General features: G+C 41.6%; 18 protein-coding genes. 14 read left to right on the top strand and 4 right to left on the bottom strand.

Annotation, left to right across the window (positions count from 1 at the left end):
• Window positions 1-3 precede the first annotated feature (3 nt).
• Window positions 4-2,706 (top strand): ATP-binding protein, encoded by a 2,703-nt coding sequence (locus ACVPPQ_RS01295; RefSeq protein ID WP_463495188.1) that lies wholly within the window; start codon window positions 4-6, stop codon window positions 2,704-2,706.
• Window positions 2,696-3,661 (top strand): 3'-5' exoribonuclease YhaM family protein, encoded by a 966-nt coding sequence (locus ACVPPQ_RS01290; protein WP_463495186.1) that lies wholly within the window; start codon window positions 2,696-2,698, stop codon window positions 3,659-3,661. The genes ACVPPQ_RS01295 and ACVPPQ_RS01290 overlap by 11 nt, the downstream gene beginning before the upstream one ends.
• A gap of 47 nt (window positions 3,662-3,708) precedes the next feature.
• On the opposite strand, the gene ACVPPQ_RS01285 is transcribed toward ACVPPQ_RS01290, so the two are convergent.
• The 3 genes from ACVPPQ_RS01285 to ACVPPQ_RS01275 form a co-directional block, all read right to left on the bottom strand.
• A complete protein-coding gene (locus tag ACVPPQ_RS01285) occupies window positions 3,709-4,611 on the bottom strand; it encodes a peptidylprolyl isomerase PrsA (RefSeq protein WP_463495185.1) in 903 nt (300 codons plus the stop codon).
• 195 nt (window positions 4,612-4,806) lie between these two features.
• Window positions 4,807-5,130 (bottom strand): YtxH domain-containing protein, encoded by a 324-nt coding sequence (locus ACVPPQ_RS01280; RefSeq protein ID WP_463495184.1) that lies wholly within the window; start codon window positions 5,128-5,130, stop codon window positions 4,807-4,809.
• A complete protein-coding gene (locus tag ACVPPQ_RS01275; protein ID WP_463495182.1) occupies window positions 5,130-5,561 on the bottom strand; it encodes an HIT family protein in 432 nt (143 codons plus the stop codon). Before ACVPPQ_RS01275 ends, ACVPPQ_RS01280 begins: the two co-directional genes overlap by 1 nt.
• Before the next feature lie 186 nt (window positions 5,562-5,747).
• Here ACVPPQ_RS01275 and ACVPPQ_RS01270 point away from each other — a divergent pair, with 186 nt between their 5' ends.
• The 4 genes from ACVPPQ_RS01270 to trmB all read left to right on the top strand — a co-directional run bounded on the left by ACVPPQ_RS01270 (window position 5,748) and on the right by trmB (window position 9,317).
• On the top strand, window positions 5,748-6,476 hold the full coding sequence (locus ACVPPQ_RS01270) for an ABC transporter ATP-binding protein (RefSeq protein ID WP_463495181.1): 729 nt from the start codon (window positions 5,748-5,750) through the stop codon (window positions 6,474-6,476).
• A gap of 2 nt (window positions 6,477-6,478) precedes the next feature.
• Window positions 6,479-7,681, top strand: a complete 1,203-nt coding sequence (locus ACVPPQ_RS01265; RefSeq protein ID WP_463495180.1) for an ABC transporter permease — start codon at window positions 6,479-6,481, stop codon at window positions 7,679-7,681.
• Window positions 7,682-7,811: 130 nt separating this feature from the next.
• On the top strand, window positions 7,812-8,597 hold the full coding sequence (locus tag ACVPPQ_RS01260) for a phosphotransferase family protein (protein ID WP_463495179.1): 786 nt from the start codon (window positions 7,812-7,814) through the stop codon (window positions 8,595-8,597).
• Between the two features lie 66 nt (window positions 8,598-8,663).
• Entirely contained in the window at window positions 8,664-9,317 is a 654-nt protein-coding gene (trmB, locus tag ACVPPQ_RS01255) for a tRNA (guanosine(46)-N7)-methyltransferase TrmB (RefSeq protein ID WP_463495178.1), read from the top strand.
• Window positions 9,318-9,362: 45 nt separating this feature from the next.
• On the opposite strand, the gene ACVPPQ_RS01250 is transcribed toward trmB, so the two are convergent.
• Window positions 9,363-9,695: a hypothetical protein gene (locus ACVPPQ_RS01250; RefSeq protein WP_025083070.1), complete on the bottom strand. Its 333-nt coding sequence runs from the start codon at window positions 9,693-9,695 to the stop codon at window positions 9,363-9,365.
• A 121-nt stretch (window positions 9,696-9,816) separates the two neighbouring features.
• Between ACVPPQ_RS01250 and ACVPPQ_RS01245 the strand changes: the two genes are divergently transcribed.
• The 8 genes from ACVPPQ_RS01245 (at window position 9,817) to ACVPPQ_RS01210 (ending at window position 16,326) form a co-directional block, all read left to right on the top strand.
• Entirely contained in the window at window positions 9,817-10,137 is a 321-nt protein-coding gene (locus ACVPPQ_RS01245; RefSeq protein ID WP_025083071.1) for a thioredoxin family protein, read from the top strand.
• Window positions 10,138-10,154: 17 nt separating this feature from the next.
• Window positions 10,155-10,784 carry a YtpR family tRNA-binding protein gene (gene ytpR / locus ACVPPQ_RS01240; RefSeq protein WP_463495176.1) on the top strand — a complete coding sequence of 210 codons (630 nt, stop codon included), beginning with the start codon at window positions 10,155-10,157 and terminating at the stop codon, window positions 10,782-10,784.
• Window positions 10,785-10,931: 147 nt separating this feature from the next.
• The gene (gene asnB, locus ACVPPQ_RS01235; protein ID WP_025083073.1) at window positions 10,932-12,836 is read left to right on the top strand and encodes an asparagine synthase (glutamine-hydrolyzing); all 1,905 of its coding nucleotides are present in this window, start codon (window positions 10,932-10,934) and stop codon (window positions 12,834-12,836) included.
• A 186-nt stretch (window positions 12,837-13,022) separates the two neighbouring features.
• Complete coding sequence (murC, locus tag ACVPPQ_RS01230) at window positions 13,023-14,357, top strand: UDP-N-acetylmuramate--L-alanine ligase (RefSeq protein WP_463495175.1); 1,335 nt, start codon at window positions 13,023-13,025, stop codon at window positions 14,355-14,357.
• Window positions 14,358-14,454: 97 nt separating this feature from the next.
• On the top strand, window positions 14,455-15,147 hold the full coding sequence (locus ACVPPQ_RS01225; RefSeq protein ID WP_463495173.1) for a Bax inhibitor-1/YccA family protein: 693 nt from the start codon (window positions 14,455-14,457) through the stop codon (window positions 15,145-15,147).
• A gap of 118 nt (window positions 15,148-15,265) precedes the next feature.
• Window positions 15,266-15,574: a PadR family transcriptional regulator gene (locus ACVPPQ_RS01220; protein ID WP_025082455.1), complete on the top strand. Its 309-nt coding sequence runs from the start codon at window positions 15,266-15,268 to the stop codon at window positions 15,572-15,574.
• Window positions 15,574-16,167, top strand: a complete 594-nt coding sequence (locus ACVPPQ_RS01215; RefSeq protein ID WP_463495172.1) for a DUF1700 domain-containing protein — start codon at window positions 15,574-15,576, stop codon at window positions 16,165-16,167. The genes ACVPPQ_RS01220 and ACVPPQ_RS01215 overlap by 1 nt, the downstream gene beginning before the upstream one ends.
• Window positions 16,168-16,326 carry a hypothetical protein gene (locus tag ACVPPQ_RS01210; RefSeq protein ID WP_463495170.1) on the top strand — a complete coding sequence of 53 codons (159 nt, stop codon included), beginning with the start codon at window positions 16,168-16,170 and terminating at the stop codon, window positions 16,324-16,326. It begins immediately after the preceding gene.
• Window positions 16,327-16,341 lie beyond the last annotated feature (15 nt).

Genomic DNA, 16,341 nt, shown 5'->3' with positions numbered 1-16,341 from the left:
GTCATGCGAATTAAAACAGTTACCATCTTCGGTTTTGGCAAATGGCATGACCAGGTCATCGATTTAGCGACCGATTATCAAGTTCTTTTTGGGCAAAACGAAGCTGGTAAATCAACGTTAACGGCACTGATTAAAGGCATTTTGTTTGGCTTTGCATCTGGTAAACAACGTTACGAACAATATAAACCCAAAAATGGCGCTCAATACGGCGGTGAATTATTAGTTCAATATAAAGAACGAGAACTAGTGATCCGGCGGATTGATGGCAAGTTTGGCGGTGATGTGACGGTCATTGATCAGGGCAATGAATTTGGCGCCGATTATTTAGCGACCTTATTGGCCCCAGCTGATGAAGCGTTGTTCACCCAAATTTTCGAAACCAATCAACAGGATCTTAACCAGATATTCGGTTTAAAACAGGCCGATTTTTTACAACATCTGTTGACGATTGGGGCGGTTGGTAGTCACGAATGGTTGAATTTTGCTAAAGCACTGGATAAAGAAGGTCAAAAAATTTATAAACCCTCTGGGCGGAAATGGCCATTGAATCAAGCTTTGAAAAGTTATCCAGATTTAGTCCAGACCGTCAAAGAAGCCAGCACTGGCTATCAAGCGTATGAGCAGAATACGCAGATCTTACAGCAAGCCACGGCTAAACGGCAAAGTTTAACGGCTCAGATTGAACAGTTACAAGCGACAATTAACCAACAACAACGGTTGATTGAACGTTGGCCGCATTATCAGGAATGGCAAGGACTCCAAACTGAATTAGCACAAACGACGGCCTTTGACGCAACCATTTATACCCAATATCAAGCTTTAGTCGAACAGCAACGGGCGCTTGAAACAGAATTAAAAAGCGCGCAAGCGACGATTGCAGAGGTCCAAGAAACCTTAGATCAAACCGGTGAATTTCGTTTTTATCAAGCTAATCAAGCCACCATCACACCCTTGTTTGACCAACTGGCGACGCAACAGCAACAACTTGAAGTTTTAAAACTCAAACAAGCGCAACTCACGAAGTTGATGGCAGAAAAAACGCAATTGGTGGCTCAACATCAATGGGGGGCGCAAGTGCCCGCCATATTGACGGCCGACCAAGTTGAACAACTGCAAGAAGCTTCCGACCAACAACAACGATTAGCGACTGAACAACAAGTCTTATTGTCTAAAACCGAAGGGCTGCAAACACAAGTGGCTACCCAAGAACAGTTGGTCAATCAATTAGAAGCCACAACGGTGCGAACAACGACTCAGAACCAAACCATTTTCTGGGGCGTTGGCGGGGTCTTGTTATTGACCATTTTCTTACCAGGTGCGTTTAAAGTAGGCGCAATTATTGGCTTACTCGTGTTGGGTTACGGTTGGTATCAACGACAACAAGCCCAACAACAACTGACTCAGGGTGTTGAACAAAAAGCGCAGTGGCAGCAAGCCTTAGCCCAATTAGACACACTGAAAGATGAACAACAAGCGCAAGCAACGGCGTTAAGCGCTAGTCAAGCGCAGTTACTGACGTCTCAACAACAAACAATCACTATTCTGACTGAAGCCGGTTATGGAACTGAAACATCGGTGTCGGCTGTGTTGAATCAGCAAAATGATTTGAAACGGGTCGCACAATTGACGACCGAAATTAAGCAACAAACGATGGCGGTTGAGACACTGCAAAATCAATTAACGACTTATTACCAACAATGGCAGTTTGCACAAGAATGGGTCGGCGCGCTCCAAGGTAGCGATGCGGTTAACTTAACCCAGATTGATCAGTTTAAGAGCCGGGTTGCACAATTACAACAATCACTGGCTCAAAGTAATGAAAGTTATCACTATTATCAACAACAAGTGATCCGATTAACGGCTAAACAAACGACATTACTCGAGGCCCAAAAGCAATTACTAGCCAGTGCCCAATTGAAAACAGCGGCCGAATTAGAGGCGTGTTACAAAGCGGAAAAACAACGGCAAGTCGCCCAACAACGCTGTTCAGATTTAGCGGCTGAATTAGATCAAGCGTTACCTGAATTACAAGCCGTTACCGATTTAGCGCAGTTAGAAAATGATTATAAACAACATCAAGCGCAATTGGCAATTGCTAATCAGGCACTGCAAGAACAACAACAAGTCATTGCGGAACTGAGTGTGACCCAACAAAAGCTAGTCGATGACGATCAATATCAACTGTTACGGCAAGAACAACTACAAGCAGAAGCCAATATTACGGATTTAGCGCAAGCTTGGTTGGCTAACCAATTGGCGATTGATTGGATTCAAGCCACCTTAAAAGCGGCTTCGCAAGAACGTTTTCCGCGAATATTGGTTAAGGCAACGACTTACTTTGCCTTATTAACGCAAAATCGGTATCAGCAAATTAATTTTGAAGAAGAGGTGATGACGGTCTTGCGCGCCGATCAAGTGTTGTTTGAAGTCGGTGAGTTGTCACAAGGGACCGCCGAACAACTCTACATCGCATTACGGTTCGCATTTGCAGAAGAGATTGCCGATGTGGTATCGTTACCTTTATTAATTGATGATGGTTTTGTTAATTTCGATGACCAACGTCAAGCGGCCATCTGGGAATTATTACAGCGTTTGAGCGAACATCATCAGGTGATATATTTAACGGCTAATCCCCGAACAGAAACCGTCTTCGGAGCGGCACATTGGTTAAATTTAGAGAAAGTAGGTCAGATAGATGCCCACTAAAAAAATATTTGATTATCAAAATGACGAACCCATTGATTTGTTTGTCTTAATTAAAACGGCAGATGTACGGGTTGCCAAGAATGGTAAACAGTTCATTGCGTTCACTTTCCAAGATCAATCGGGTCAAATCAGTGGTAAATATTGGGATGCTTCCGATGCGGACGTTACCAAATTTACCGCGGGCCAAGTGATTCATTTACAGGGTAAACGGGAATTGTACCAAAGTAATCCGCAAGTTAAAATCTATAAGTTGCGGGAGACCACGGCAGATGAACCGCAATCAGTTGAACAGTTCGTGCCCAAAGCACCGGTTCAAGTCGAAGAGATGCAAGAAGAAATCAGCCAAGTGTTATTTGAGATTAAAAATCCGAATTGGCAACGACTTGTTCGTCATTTGTTACAAAAACACCAACCAGAATTCTTTAGTTATCCAGCGGCTAAAACCAACCACCATGCTTTTGCAGGTGGTTTGGCTTATCATACCTTATCGATGTTACGCCTAGCGAAGACCATTGCGGCTCAGTATCCGCAAATCAATGACTCTTTATTATTTGCGGGCGTGTTGTTACATGATCTAGGAAAGACATTAGAATTATCAGGTCCAATTTCGACCGAATACACAGTCCGCGGTAACTTAATTGGCCATATCGTCTTGGTCGACGAAGAAATTGTCCGTGCTTGCGATACGCTCAAGATTGATACCAATAGTGAAGATATGTTGCTCTTACGGCATGTTGTGTTAGCCCACCACGGTTTGTTGGAATACGGTTCACCCGTTAAACCGCAAGTCTTGGAAGCTGATGTGTTACATCAAATTGATGAACTAGATGCGAGTATCACGATGATGACTCAGTCTTTGAAACACGCGGAACCCGGTCATTATACGGAGCGGATGTTTGCCATGGATGGTCGCCAATTTTATCGACCAGAACACGACGAAGCGTTAGAAGAATAGCACAAAAAAGGCGTCCGACAATTTGTCGGACGCCTTTTTCAATATGCTTATTTTGAAGATGAAGATGATGCTTTACTATTCACGCCGTAGCTTGAAAGTAAGTCAGATAAATCTTTATCTTTGATTGAAACGTTAGCTTTCTTAAGCACCTTAGTGATCACTTTGTTCATAACAGTTGTATCAGACATCCATTTAGCATAAACTTGGCTCGTTAATTCCTTCTTGTGATCAGCCATCTTACCCTTACCAGGGTTCTTGATCATGCGGATAACGTGGTAGCCATAGCTTGTCTTAATAGGTGTTGTTGTGTATTGGTTAGTCTTCAACTTGAAGGCAGCAGTCTTGAAAGTTGAATCTAATGAGGTATCAGTACTATCAAATGTTGGTAATTTACCGCCATCTTTCTTAGTACCGGTATCAGTTGAATACTTCTTAGCTAATGCCGTGAAGTTCTTAGTTGAATTATCTTTAGCAAGTTCTGCAATGACTGTTTCTGCAGTTGCTTTCTTAGCAACTAAGATATGTTGAACTTGAACTTTGGGTTCGTATGATTTCCATTGTGTCTTCAAGTTAGCGTTAGTCACTTTTTTGTTAGCTTTTAAAGCTGCTTCAGTTAACATTTGAGTCTTGATTTGTTTCTTGAATGATGATGTTGTTAACCCACTTTGTGAGAGAACAGAGCTGAATGATGAACCATATTGTTTCTTGTAAGTGTTATAAGTTGATGTGACCTTCTTATCAGACACTTTGCTGCCGTATTGTTCTTCAAGGGCTTTTTCTAAGATCATGGTTTGCAATTGTTGCTTACCAGTCGTTGTTTCCTTAGTTTCCTTGTAGTATTCGGCTTGAGTGACTTTACCACCCTTTAAAGTTGCGATTGTTGTGCTACCACAACCTGCTAGTGAGACTACCATTAATAAACTGGCAGCGGCTAATAGCCATTTTTTCATTATCTGACACATCCTTATCAAGTATTATGAATAAATTCGAACTGAATTATGAATTCAACAATTAATATAACACATAAACTAATTAAATTAAATCAATGCCCTGAATCTTCACAAAACTTTCAAATTTAGGTTTTTCGTGAAGATGGCTGCAATCCGTTGAGGGGCTTAATGATTTTTGAGTTAATTAAATAACAATTACTGGGGTAAATTTTTTTCGAGACGTTCTAATGATTCGTTGATTTGAGTCATTCGAGGGGCCGCTTCAAATGAAAATGATTGGAGGGCCTCACTGATGCCAGCGACAGAATCGACAGCAGTCGTCTTTAATTCGGTGGCTAAGTTGTCAGACGCTTCTTTTAATTGCGTGGCACTGGTTTGAACGTCTTGCGCACCGGTTGTGATGTCGTTTAAATAATCAACCAACGCTTGTTGCCGTTGGGGACCCGTTTTTTGAGCGGTGAGCAGTGCATAAGTGGTCCCCAACAGACCACCGATTAATAACCCTTTTGAAAATCCCATTAGTTAACCTCCAGTTGGGCCTGAATGCGGTCTGCAATCGTTTTGAGTTGTGCCGGTGTGTAATCGGCCGAATGATCTACAAACTGCATTGAAAAGCCGTCTTGTGCGCTGTAGCGCGGAATCAGATGAATATGTGAATGGAAAACGGATTGGTAAGCGACTTCGCCGTTGTTATTACAGATGTTAAGACCTTTTATCGCCGGGTCGCTGGCTTTAATCGCGTTGGCGATTTTGGGCAACCGACTAAAGACCGTTGCGGCCAATTCAGAATCATAGTCAAAAATATCAGCGACGTGTTTTTTAGGGATTAACAATGTGTGTCCGGGCGTCGCTTGGGTTAAGTCTAGGAAGGCCTTCACTTGGTCATCTTCGTAAACAACCGTGCTAGGAATTTCGTTACGAACAATTTTACAAAAAATACAATTATCCATGATGAGTCACTCACTTTCATATCGTCTAAATCTAGGTTCATGCTATCATAAAGTGCCTGTTTGCGCTACTGTTAGCTTGCTAGCGACACACCTTAAAAAAATCGTTAAGATGATACACAGTATGTAGTGTTCATGGTAAGATATGGTTGCAGACCTAAAGCGATAAAAATGAACGAGGTAATTAAAATGAGTTTAGAAATCAAACAATTAACCGGGGGTTACGCTCACGTACCGGTTTTAAAAGACGTTAGTTTTACCGTGCCAGATCAACAAGTGGTTGGCCTGATTGGATTAAACGGGGCGGGGAAGTCGACGACTATTAAACACGTTATCGGGTTATTGACGCCACAAGCCGGGACAATTACGTTGAACGGTGTCACGTTACAATCGAATCCGAATCAATACCGACAAAAAATGGCGTATGTTCCAGAAACGCCGATTTTATACCCTGAGTTAACATTAAAAGAACATCTCGATTTAACGATCATGGCGTACCAATTAGATCCCGAGAAAACTTGGGAGAAGGCGAACCAATTATTAAAACAATTCCGATTGGATAATAAGCTTGATTGGTTCCCAGTCCATTTTTCAAAAGGGATGCGCCAAAAAGTGATGATCGTCAACGCGTTTATGACCGATGCCGATTTATTTATCATTGACGAACCATTCACTGGTTTAGACCCGTTAGCGATTCATGATTTATTGGACATCATCGCGGATAAGAAAGCGCAAGGGGCAGCAATTTTAATGTCGACCCATATTTTAGCGACTGCTCAACAATATGCTGATTCATTCGTTTTATTGAATCAGGGACGAGTACGTGCAACGGGGACATTGGCCGAATTAAAAACTGAATTTAAGATGGCGGACGCTAACTTAGATGATATTTATTTACAGATGACGAAAGAAGGCTAAACATGCAATCATTATGGCAAGAACGCGTGCGACGCCACGTCAATCAACAAGTTAAATATTTACGGTTGGTCTTTAATGATCATTTTGTGCTTGCAATTATCTTCTTATTAGGCGCTTTGGGTTACACTTATGCCAATGCGATTAAAGCAATTGATCCGACGAGTTGGTGGTTAAAACCGGTGATTAGTTTGGTGTTACTGGCCAGTCTTAGTTTTGGTCGGTTAGCCACGCTACTACATGAAGCGGACAGTGTTTTCTTGCTGCCTCAAGAATCGCAATTACCGAGTTATTTGAAGGCGGCGCAACGCTACAGCATGTGGTTACCGTTTAGTTGGTTAGCCATGATCACGTTATTAGTTGCGCCAACACTCTTAATCACTAAGACGGTCCCGGCTTGGATGTTACTCGGTTTATTAGCCACACTTTGGTTGATTAAAAGTCGACGCTTTTCAAGCCAAATTGGTCAGTGGTATCAAGGAACCGGTACGCAACAAACTGGTTTATGGTTACTGATTGATTGGGTATTAGTGGCGAGTCAATTGTGGTTGGGTTGGTCAATCGCCGGCTTAGTGATTGCGGCGGGGCTTTTGTATTGGCAACAGCAACAACAAACTAAGATTCAAGCTACGCACTTATTCAATTGGTTGACCGCAGTCAGTGCTGAAGATTCACGCATGGGTCGAATTTATCGCCTGTATAATCTCTTCACCGATGTGCCCGGCTTAAACAGTCAGGTTAAACGCCGTCGCTATTTAGATGGTCTGATTCAGCGGTTGAGTGCTAACAATCCCAATCCATTCTATTTCCTATATCTACGGGGCTTTTTACGGGGAACGGAATTTAGCGGTTTATACTTAAGATTAGTCATTATTGGTGGCATTATTATTTGGTTTAGCCAAATTTGGTGGTTAGCATTATTGCTAGGACTATTATTAATCTATCTCGTTGGTTTTCAACTATTGCCGTTCTATCAACAATACGATCAAAATATTTTTACGCACCTTTACCCAGTCGCGCAAACGACCAAATTACAGGCCTTTAAACAACTCATTTTGCGGTTAATGGCGATCGAAATTATTTTATTGAGTCTTTTAATTTTGATTCGTTTTGGCTTAAATGGGCAGAGTTTGGTCAGTATCGTTGCTTTCGGGGGCTTAGGGTATTGCTTTGTTCAATTCTATCTGCCACGGCGCTTAACAAAATAAATGTTAGAAACAACGGTTAGTGACTTGACGTAAGGCGTTTGACTATTATATGATTATCCTGGTTATCGTCAGTTGAAGTGTTACAGCACGTGGGAAAGTGCTTGATCTTAATGTAAAGGAGTCGAGGCCGATGAATTTCGACTTGGAGACTGGTTGGCAAGTTCAACCAGCTGGTGGGGACACTGGCACCGCCTTTTTGGGTGTCCGTGCGTCGGAAAAAATCTTTTTAAAACGAAATACATCGCCATTTTTAGCGGCTCTTTCGGCAGAAGCGATTACGCCTAAGCTGATTTGGACCAAGCGAATTGCAACGGGGGATGTGCTGACCGCCCAAGAATGGTTGAACGGTCGGACCTTGAAACGGGCTGAAATGAACAGTCCACAAGTGGCCAAGTTATTGGCACGGGTTCACCAATCATTATTGTTGAAGCGGATGCTCAACAAAGTGGGCGGTCAAACGTGGCACGCACCAGAAATGTTGCAAACCTACTTTTACGATCTACCTCAAGATTTACGGCAACATCCGTTATTGGAGCAGGTCGCCCAAACATTAAAACAAACAATGGCTGATTTGAAGACCCCTTCAATGGAAGTCTGTCATGGCGATTTGAATCATAAGAATTGGTTGTTATCAGATATTAATCGCTTGTATTTAGTCGATTGGGATTCAGCGATGCTCGCTGATCCAGCAGTCGATTTCGGAATGATTTTATTTCAATATGTTCCACGTCAAGAATGGCAGAAGTGGCTTGAAACTTACGGCTTGGACGTGACCCCAGAATTAATGGCGCGCGTGTTCTGGTACGGTAGTTTGAACTTACTTCAAAGCATTAAGCACCATTATCAACGTGGTCGTTTTACTGAAATGAACCATGACATATTGCGTTTGAAAGAATTAGTTTCTGAAATAAATTAAAACATGAATGCCAAAAGTTGGGCGCTGGTCCAACTTTTTTAATTGGTATCAAATAAGGAGTGCGTTATGCGTTTAAGAAATAAACCCTGGGCTAAGGATTTAATTGAAGCCAATCCCGAAAAGATTTTAGTGAGTCCCGAAACGATTGCCGGACACTGGCAATCTCGTTTTGCGCAAGAACAACCCATTTATATTGAAGTTGGTTCCGGTAAAGGTCAATTTATCACTCAGATGGCGCAAAAATATCCGGACCGGAATTTTATCGCCGTTGAAATTCAAGAATCAGCGATTGCCGTCATTCTCCAGAAACAAGTTGAATTGCAATTGCCTAATCTTCAATTGTTATTGGGGACTGGCGCGTCATTAACGACTTTCTTTGCGGATAATGAAGTCGCCGGTGTCTATCTCAACTTCTCCGATCCATGGCCTAAAACCCGTCATGAAAAGCGGCGGTTAACCTTCAAGACGTTCCTCGCTGAGTATCAACAAATTATGCAAGCGGATGGTTATCTGCGGTTTAAGACGGATAATCAAGGGTTGTTTGAATATTCGTTGTGTAGTTTGAATGCTTACGGGATGCTGTTGGATGACGTGTCACTTGATTTACACAAGAGCGACTTAGCGATTGAAAATGTCCAAACTGAATATGAAGAAAAATTCAGCAAACGGGGCGATCGGATTTATCGCTTAGAAGCCCATTTTAAATCGGATAAAGCATAAAAAAATAAACGAAGCATCCTCAATCCAGGATGCTTCGTTTATTTTTTAGGGTTGTAATTGTGAAAATTCGATGACGACACCGGTTTTAGCATCGACCTTAAAGTGGAACTGATTGGTGCCGTTCGATTGTTCGGTAATCACACCACCTTGATAAACGGGAAAAGTCCGTTTATTTTGCGAAAAGAGGTGGGGACTTTCTTCAATCCAAGCACCGACGATTTGGCCTTCGTGTTTCAAACCAGCCTTAACGTCTTCTAGAATCTGATTTAATTTAATGGCTTTTTGTTGGTTTTTGTATTGACGAGCGCTGATGGTTGTTGCTAGCGCAAGGCCAAAACCAGTTAAAAGATATTTGACAACTGAACTATGTTTTTTCAAAGAAAAACTCCTCAATAATTTTATCTTTGTTTAGTATAGCATAATTTTTAGTCAACAAGAGTGGACTTTTATTGACAAACCGCTTATATTAAAATGAGAAGTTAATTTGAAGGGGTGCATAATGAAAGATTTTGCCACGATGGATGATACTAATTTAACCCATCTCATTACCAAAGGAAAACACGTCCTATTCTTTACCGCAACATGGTGTAGCGATTGCCGGTTTATTAAACCAGCAATGCCAGAAATTGAAGCTGAATTTCCAGATTATCAATTTATTCAAATTGATCGCGATCAAAACATTGATGTTTGTGAAGAATGGGAAATTTTTGGAATTCCTAGTTTTGTCGTGATTGCGGACGGTCGTGAAATTGGGCGTTTCGTCAACAAGGATCGGAAAACAAAACGGGAAATTACTGAATTTATCAAGTCATTGAATTAGTCTAAAGGAGTTTTTAAATGTTAATCGCCAGTATGAATCAAAAAGCCTTTCAAAATATTTTAGTGGTCATGGTTCAACCCGATGTTGAACAACAAGTCTCAACCGAAAAACAGGGGATTGTCCGAATCAGTAATCAAAATGACCAAACAATTGGTTATAATTTTTTAGCGATTGATCAAATTTTACCCGAATTACAGTTTAACGGGACGCAAATGTTAACGATTGCGGAAGTAGCGGCTTTGAATACGGCGCTATCTGCAGCAGGCTTTCCAGCTGATTTAGTCGCTGATGAAACACCCCACATTGTCGTGGGTTATGTTCAATCATGTGACGTGCATCCCGATTCAGATCACATGCACATCACCCAAACCGAGATTGCACCGGGTCAAACGGTCCAAATCGTTTGTGGTGCTAGCAATATCGCACAGGGTCAAAAAGTCATTGTGGCAACCGTTGGGGCGGTCATGCCAGAAGGTAAAATTATCTGGCCAGGTCAATTACGGGGCGTTCAAAGTGATGGTATGATTTGCGCAGCACGTGAAATTGGCGTGGTCAACGCACCGGATAAAGGCATCATGGTCTTGCCTGATGACTGGCAAGTTGGTCAAGCAGTCACACCAGAAGCGGTCGCGACTTTATTGAAATAAACACGAACTTACGAATTTGTTAGGTCAATTTCGAAACAAAATATAGTATGATATACAATAGCAATTAATCGGTTAGAGTGCCTGTTAATTGTTATTTAGTTTTGATATAAACGGGTGTGAACCAAGAGGATAAGAGGGGCTAAACATATGTGTGGGATTGTCGGATTTGCGGGCGGACTATTTGATTTGCCAAAGAAAAAAGAAGTATTGAACCATCAAATGGACATCATCAAGCATCGTGGCCCTAGTGGCGCTGGTGAATTTATTGATGACCAAGTGGCTTTAGGATTTCGGCGCTTATCAATTATCGATTTAACCAAGGGCGATCAACCGATTTATAATGAAGATCACAGCAAATTGATTTTCTTTAATGGTGAAATCTATAATTATCGTGAAATTCGGACTGAATTAGTGAGCTTAGGCCATGAATTTACAACGGATTCTGATACTGAAACAATCTTACATTCTTATGAAGAATGGGGTAAAGACGTACTGACTAAGATTCGCGGGATGTTTGTGTTTGTCATCTACGATCTTAAAGAACAATCGATTTTTGGTGCCCGCGATTTCTTCGGGATTAAACCACTGTATTACACAACGTTAGACGATGGGACTTTCATGTTCAGTAGTGAATTGAAAACCTTTATGGCCCATCCAGATTTCAAACCAACCTTGAATCAAAAGGCGTTGAAATCATTCATGATGAACCAATATAATGATTTAACTGAAACTTTCTTCAAAGGTGTTTATCGTTTTCCAGCGGGTCATTACTTTACTTATAAAGACGGTCAACTCGATATTGAAAAATATTGGGATATGCAGTTTGCGCCTTCTCAATTATCATTTGAAGAAGAAGTTCAAAAAATTGATGCGTCAATTGATGAATCCATTAAAATGCACAACGTGGCTGACGTGCCCGTTGGCGCCTTCTTATCTGAAGGGGTTGATAGTAGTTACGTCACCAGTATTTTAAAACCACAGGAAGTCTTCAGTGTTGGTTTTGATGATCAAACTTATAACGAAGTGACGGCCGCTCGCGCTTTAGCGGAAGAGCTGGGTTTAAACTTCAATGAGACACGGGTTAATGCGGACGACGCTTTTGCCGAATTTGATAAGATTCAATACTATTTGGACGAACCAGATGGTAATCCATCATGTGTGCCATTGTGGTTCTTATCCCGTTTTGCGCGTGAAAAAGTGACGGTTGCGCTATCGGGTGAAGGGGCTGATGAATTATTTGCTGGGTATGTCAATTACGGCATGCATTCGCATAATTCAACGATCAAAGCTTTCACGTCTACTCTGAAGAAATTGCCAAAAGGTGCGCGGGCCCATTTAGCCAAGACGGTTAAAAAGATGCCAGCGTTCCCAGGTCGCGTTCATTTATACACGAATTTGGCCAACCCCAAAGAATTTTATGCGGGTCAATCCGTAATCTATGATATCGAAAATCCCAGTATCTTTGGGGCCGATGAAGCGAACAGTTATTTGAAACCAGCTTATCAAAATGCTGAAACGATTCAAGGTAACTATCAAGCCGATTTTGAAAACGTCAAAGAGGCCGATCCCGTTTCACAAATGCAATACATTGATTTACATCACTTTATGTTGAACGATATTTTACAAAAAGCGGATAAGATTTCAATGGCGCATAGTTTGGAATTACGGGTGCCGTTCTTGGATCCCGAAGTCGCTAAGACGGCGGGCCAAGTACCAACGGATTATTTATTGAATAGCAAAGATACGAAATATGCTTACCGCCAAGCAGCCGCTAAACATTTGCCAGCTGCTTGGGCGAACCGGCCTAAGTTAGGGTTCCCAGTGCCAATCAAACAATGGTTGGAAACCGATAAATATTATGAACAAGTTAAAACGCTTTTCAGTGAAGCGTTTGTGGCTGAATTCTTCGATCAACCGAAGTTATTGGCCTTGTTAGACGCGAATAAAGAACAACGGATTAATGGTCGTCGTAAAATTTGGACGATTTTCACGTTCTTAACTTGGTATAAAGTGTATTTCATGAATATTGAAGACTATTTAGTGTTAGGTTAAGGTCTTAAAAACAGGAATAAGCCGTCAAAGCGGGTTGTTCCTGTTTTATTTTGTGAAAAAAAGTTTAAAAACGGTATTTTTTAGAGGATCAGCATTTAGGATTAGAAGGCAATATGGTAAACTAAAAGGGATTACTTTTTAACACACAACGACAATTGATTTTCTGAAAAGAGGATATTTAAAAAGATGATAACAAAAGACACAGTTTACCATTTTGTTGGAATTAAAGGCTCAGGAATGAGCGCACTAGCACTAGTATTGAACGATTTAGGTTATAAAGTTCAAGGCTCAGATATCGATCAATATACATTCACACAACGTGAACTTGAAAAAGCGAACCTTAAAATTTTGCCATTTTCTGCCGATAATTTACATGATGGGTTAACCGTCATTGCCGGCAATGCGTTCCAAGACGACCAAATTGAAATTAAAACCGCCCTTGAAATGGGCTTACCAGTGGTTCGCTATCACCAATTCTTAGGCGAATTATTAAAAGGTTATACGAGTATCGGGGTGGCCGGTGCCCACGGTAAAACGAGTACCAGTGGTTTACTAGCACATGTTTTAAGTGGTGTGGCTCAAACGAGTTACTTAGTGGGTGATGGCACGGGGAAAGGGATTAAGGATGCCAAATTCTTTGCCTTTGAAGCCGATGAATATCGTCGTCATTTCTTGGCGTATTCACCTGATTATTTAATTATGACTAACATTGATTTTGATCATCCCGATTACTATACCGGTATCGATGACGTTTTTGATGCGTTCCAATCGGAAGCCTATAAGGTTCAAAAAGGCATCTTCGCTTGGGGTGATGATCCTGAATTACGCAAATTGAAAGCGAACGTTCCCATTTATTATTACGGCACAAAAGAAACCGATGATTTCCAAGCCCGTAATATTCAACGGACCGTTGAAGGCTCTGAATTCGATGCCTACTATCACGATGAAAGCATCGGCCATTATCACGTGCCACTCTATGGTGAACATAATGTCTTGAACAGTTTGGCCGTCGTTGCGGTCAGTCATCTTGAAAAGATTGACGCTGCTGAAGTCGCACGTGAATTAGCCGATTTTAAAGGCGTGAAACGCCGCTTTACTGAAAAGAAAGTAGCGGATGTGACGATTATTGATGATTATGCGCATCATCCATCAGAAATCAAAGCCACACTAGATGCCGCTCGTCAAAAATATCCTAACAAACAAATCATTGCGGTTTTCCAACCCCATACGTTTACGCGGACGATTGCATTGATGGACGATTTTGCGGCTAGTTTAAACTTAGCTGACGAAGTTTTCTTAACGGATATTTTTGGTTCAGTTCGTGAAAAAGTCGGGAAAGTTTCGAGTGCTGATTTAGGCGCTAAAATCACCAAGGGCGGTCGTGTCTTGAAAGTCGATAATATGTCACCACTACTCGATTTTGACCAACCGGTTGTCGTGTTTATGGGTGCTGGTGATGTTCAAAAATATGAATATGCTTATGAAGAACTTTTGAGCAATTTAAGTCCAAAAGATAATTAAGTTTTAGGCATTTTGGTTGTCTTTTTCAGTCTATTTGTTACAATATGGCTAATCGAGGGATTGCAACTCGTTAGAAATATTTAAGAGGTGACTATTGATGGAAAGACGAATGGTAAATGTCGATAGCGAAGCTAAATTTTTTAGCCGCGTTTACGGCTTGATGGCAGCTGGTGTCGGAATTTCGGCACTTGTTGCGGTATTACTTGTCACAGTTTTTAAGAATCAAACAGCGGCCGTTTTATACGGCGGTAGTTCATGGCTCGTTTGGGGATTGATGATTGTTGAAATGTTGCTGGTTGTTCAGATCAGTCGGCGTTCAACTAAGAATCCAACCGCATCGTTGTTCATGTTTATCGCGTACGCCGCGTTAAACGGGTTAACGTTCACAGCCATTTTATTGGCTTACAATATTGGGAGTATTGCTTCAGCATTCATTTCCAGTGCGTTAGTCTTTATCGCCATGTCGGTTTATGGCCGTATGACTAAGAATAACCTGAGTGGTTTTGGTAAGTATGCGATGATGGGCTTAATTGGCGTGATTATTGTCAGCCTAGTTAATTTCTTCATGGCATCGGCCGCCGTCAGCTATTTCTTATCTTACGCAATGTTGATTATCTTTATCGTTTTAACAGCGTGGGATAATCAGAAGTTAGGGCTGATGTATCGCCAATACGGTGCGACTGGGGAAGTCTCAATCTCTGGGCTAGCCGTCATGGGTGCATTAACGTTATACCTTGATTTCGTCAACTTATTTATCACGATGCTCCAGATCTTTGGTAATCGGGATTAACCAGGCAAAAATACAACACGTTCAACCAAGTCGGTTGAACGTGTTTTTTTGTAGTTTAATATAACACTTGACACAATACTATGCATCGTATAGTATTGTGTTTTGAAAGGGTGATGGCATGAATGCACAATTGAAAAAAGGGTTGTTAGAATTTTGTGTTCTCGCAACACTACGTACCGAAGATTCCTATGGCTATCAAATTATTAAAGACACATCGAATGTGATTGGAATTTCGGATTCAACGTTATATCCAATTTTAAAAAGACTCGAAAAACAGCAACAAATCGAAAGTTACAGCGTTGAACATAACGGGCGGCTACGGAAATATTTCCATTTAACGCCGGTTGGCCAAGAAGCGATTGCCCAATTTTTAGCAGAATGGCCAGAAGTCATGCAAGTTTATGATTATATCAAAGGAGTGATTTGATGAATAAAATCCAGTTTATAAAAACGTTAGCGACGGAATTAACGCAAGCGCAAGTCAGCGACACCGCCAACACCTTAGATTACTATGAAGAATTAATTGATGATCGCCTAGAAGACGGCGAATCAGAATTGACGATTATTGCCAGTTTAGAATCACCACGCCAGATTGCGGCCCGGTTGAGCGATGAACGGCCGATCATTCGACAGCGCAAAACGGCGCCAATGACGTTAGCCCTAATCATCATGGTAGTCGTTCTTGGATCACCACTCTGGGGCAGTTTATTATTGACGGCCATTCTTTTAATCGCTGTCGGCTATTTCTTAATCTGGTTAGTGCCAGTATTAGCCGCGATTTTTGCAATCAGTGGGATTGTCGGCGGTGGGGTTAGCTTCTGTTTAGCCTTTATCGCGGGGGTCCGCCAAGGTTGGTTGATTGGGTCGATGCAATTTGGTGTGAGTATCACAATGCTCGGTGTGGGACTATTATGTGCTGGGCTGGCTTGGTATTCTGGCTGTTATTTAGTGAAATGGTCAGTCAGTTTAACGCGCTGGTTACTGTCAAAATTTAAAGCACATGACAAGGAGGTCGCATAGATGTTAATGCAATTAAAAGAGAATTGGTTGAAAGTGAGCTTGATTCTAATCGTGCTAGGCCTCGTCATCATGGTGGCTAGCTATTGGGCTAGCGGTGATAACACGCAATTGTTTAAATATCATGGTGTCCATGACTGGTTCCGGACTTTTTATTTATAGTGTCGTTAACAATCT

The organism is Latilactobacillus parafuchuensis (assembly GCF_055271665.1).
This window is presented reverse-complemented; position numbering and strand designations above follow the sequence as displayed.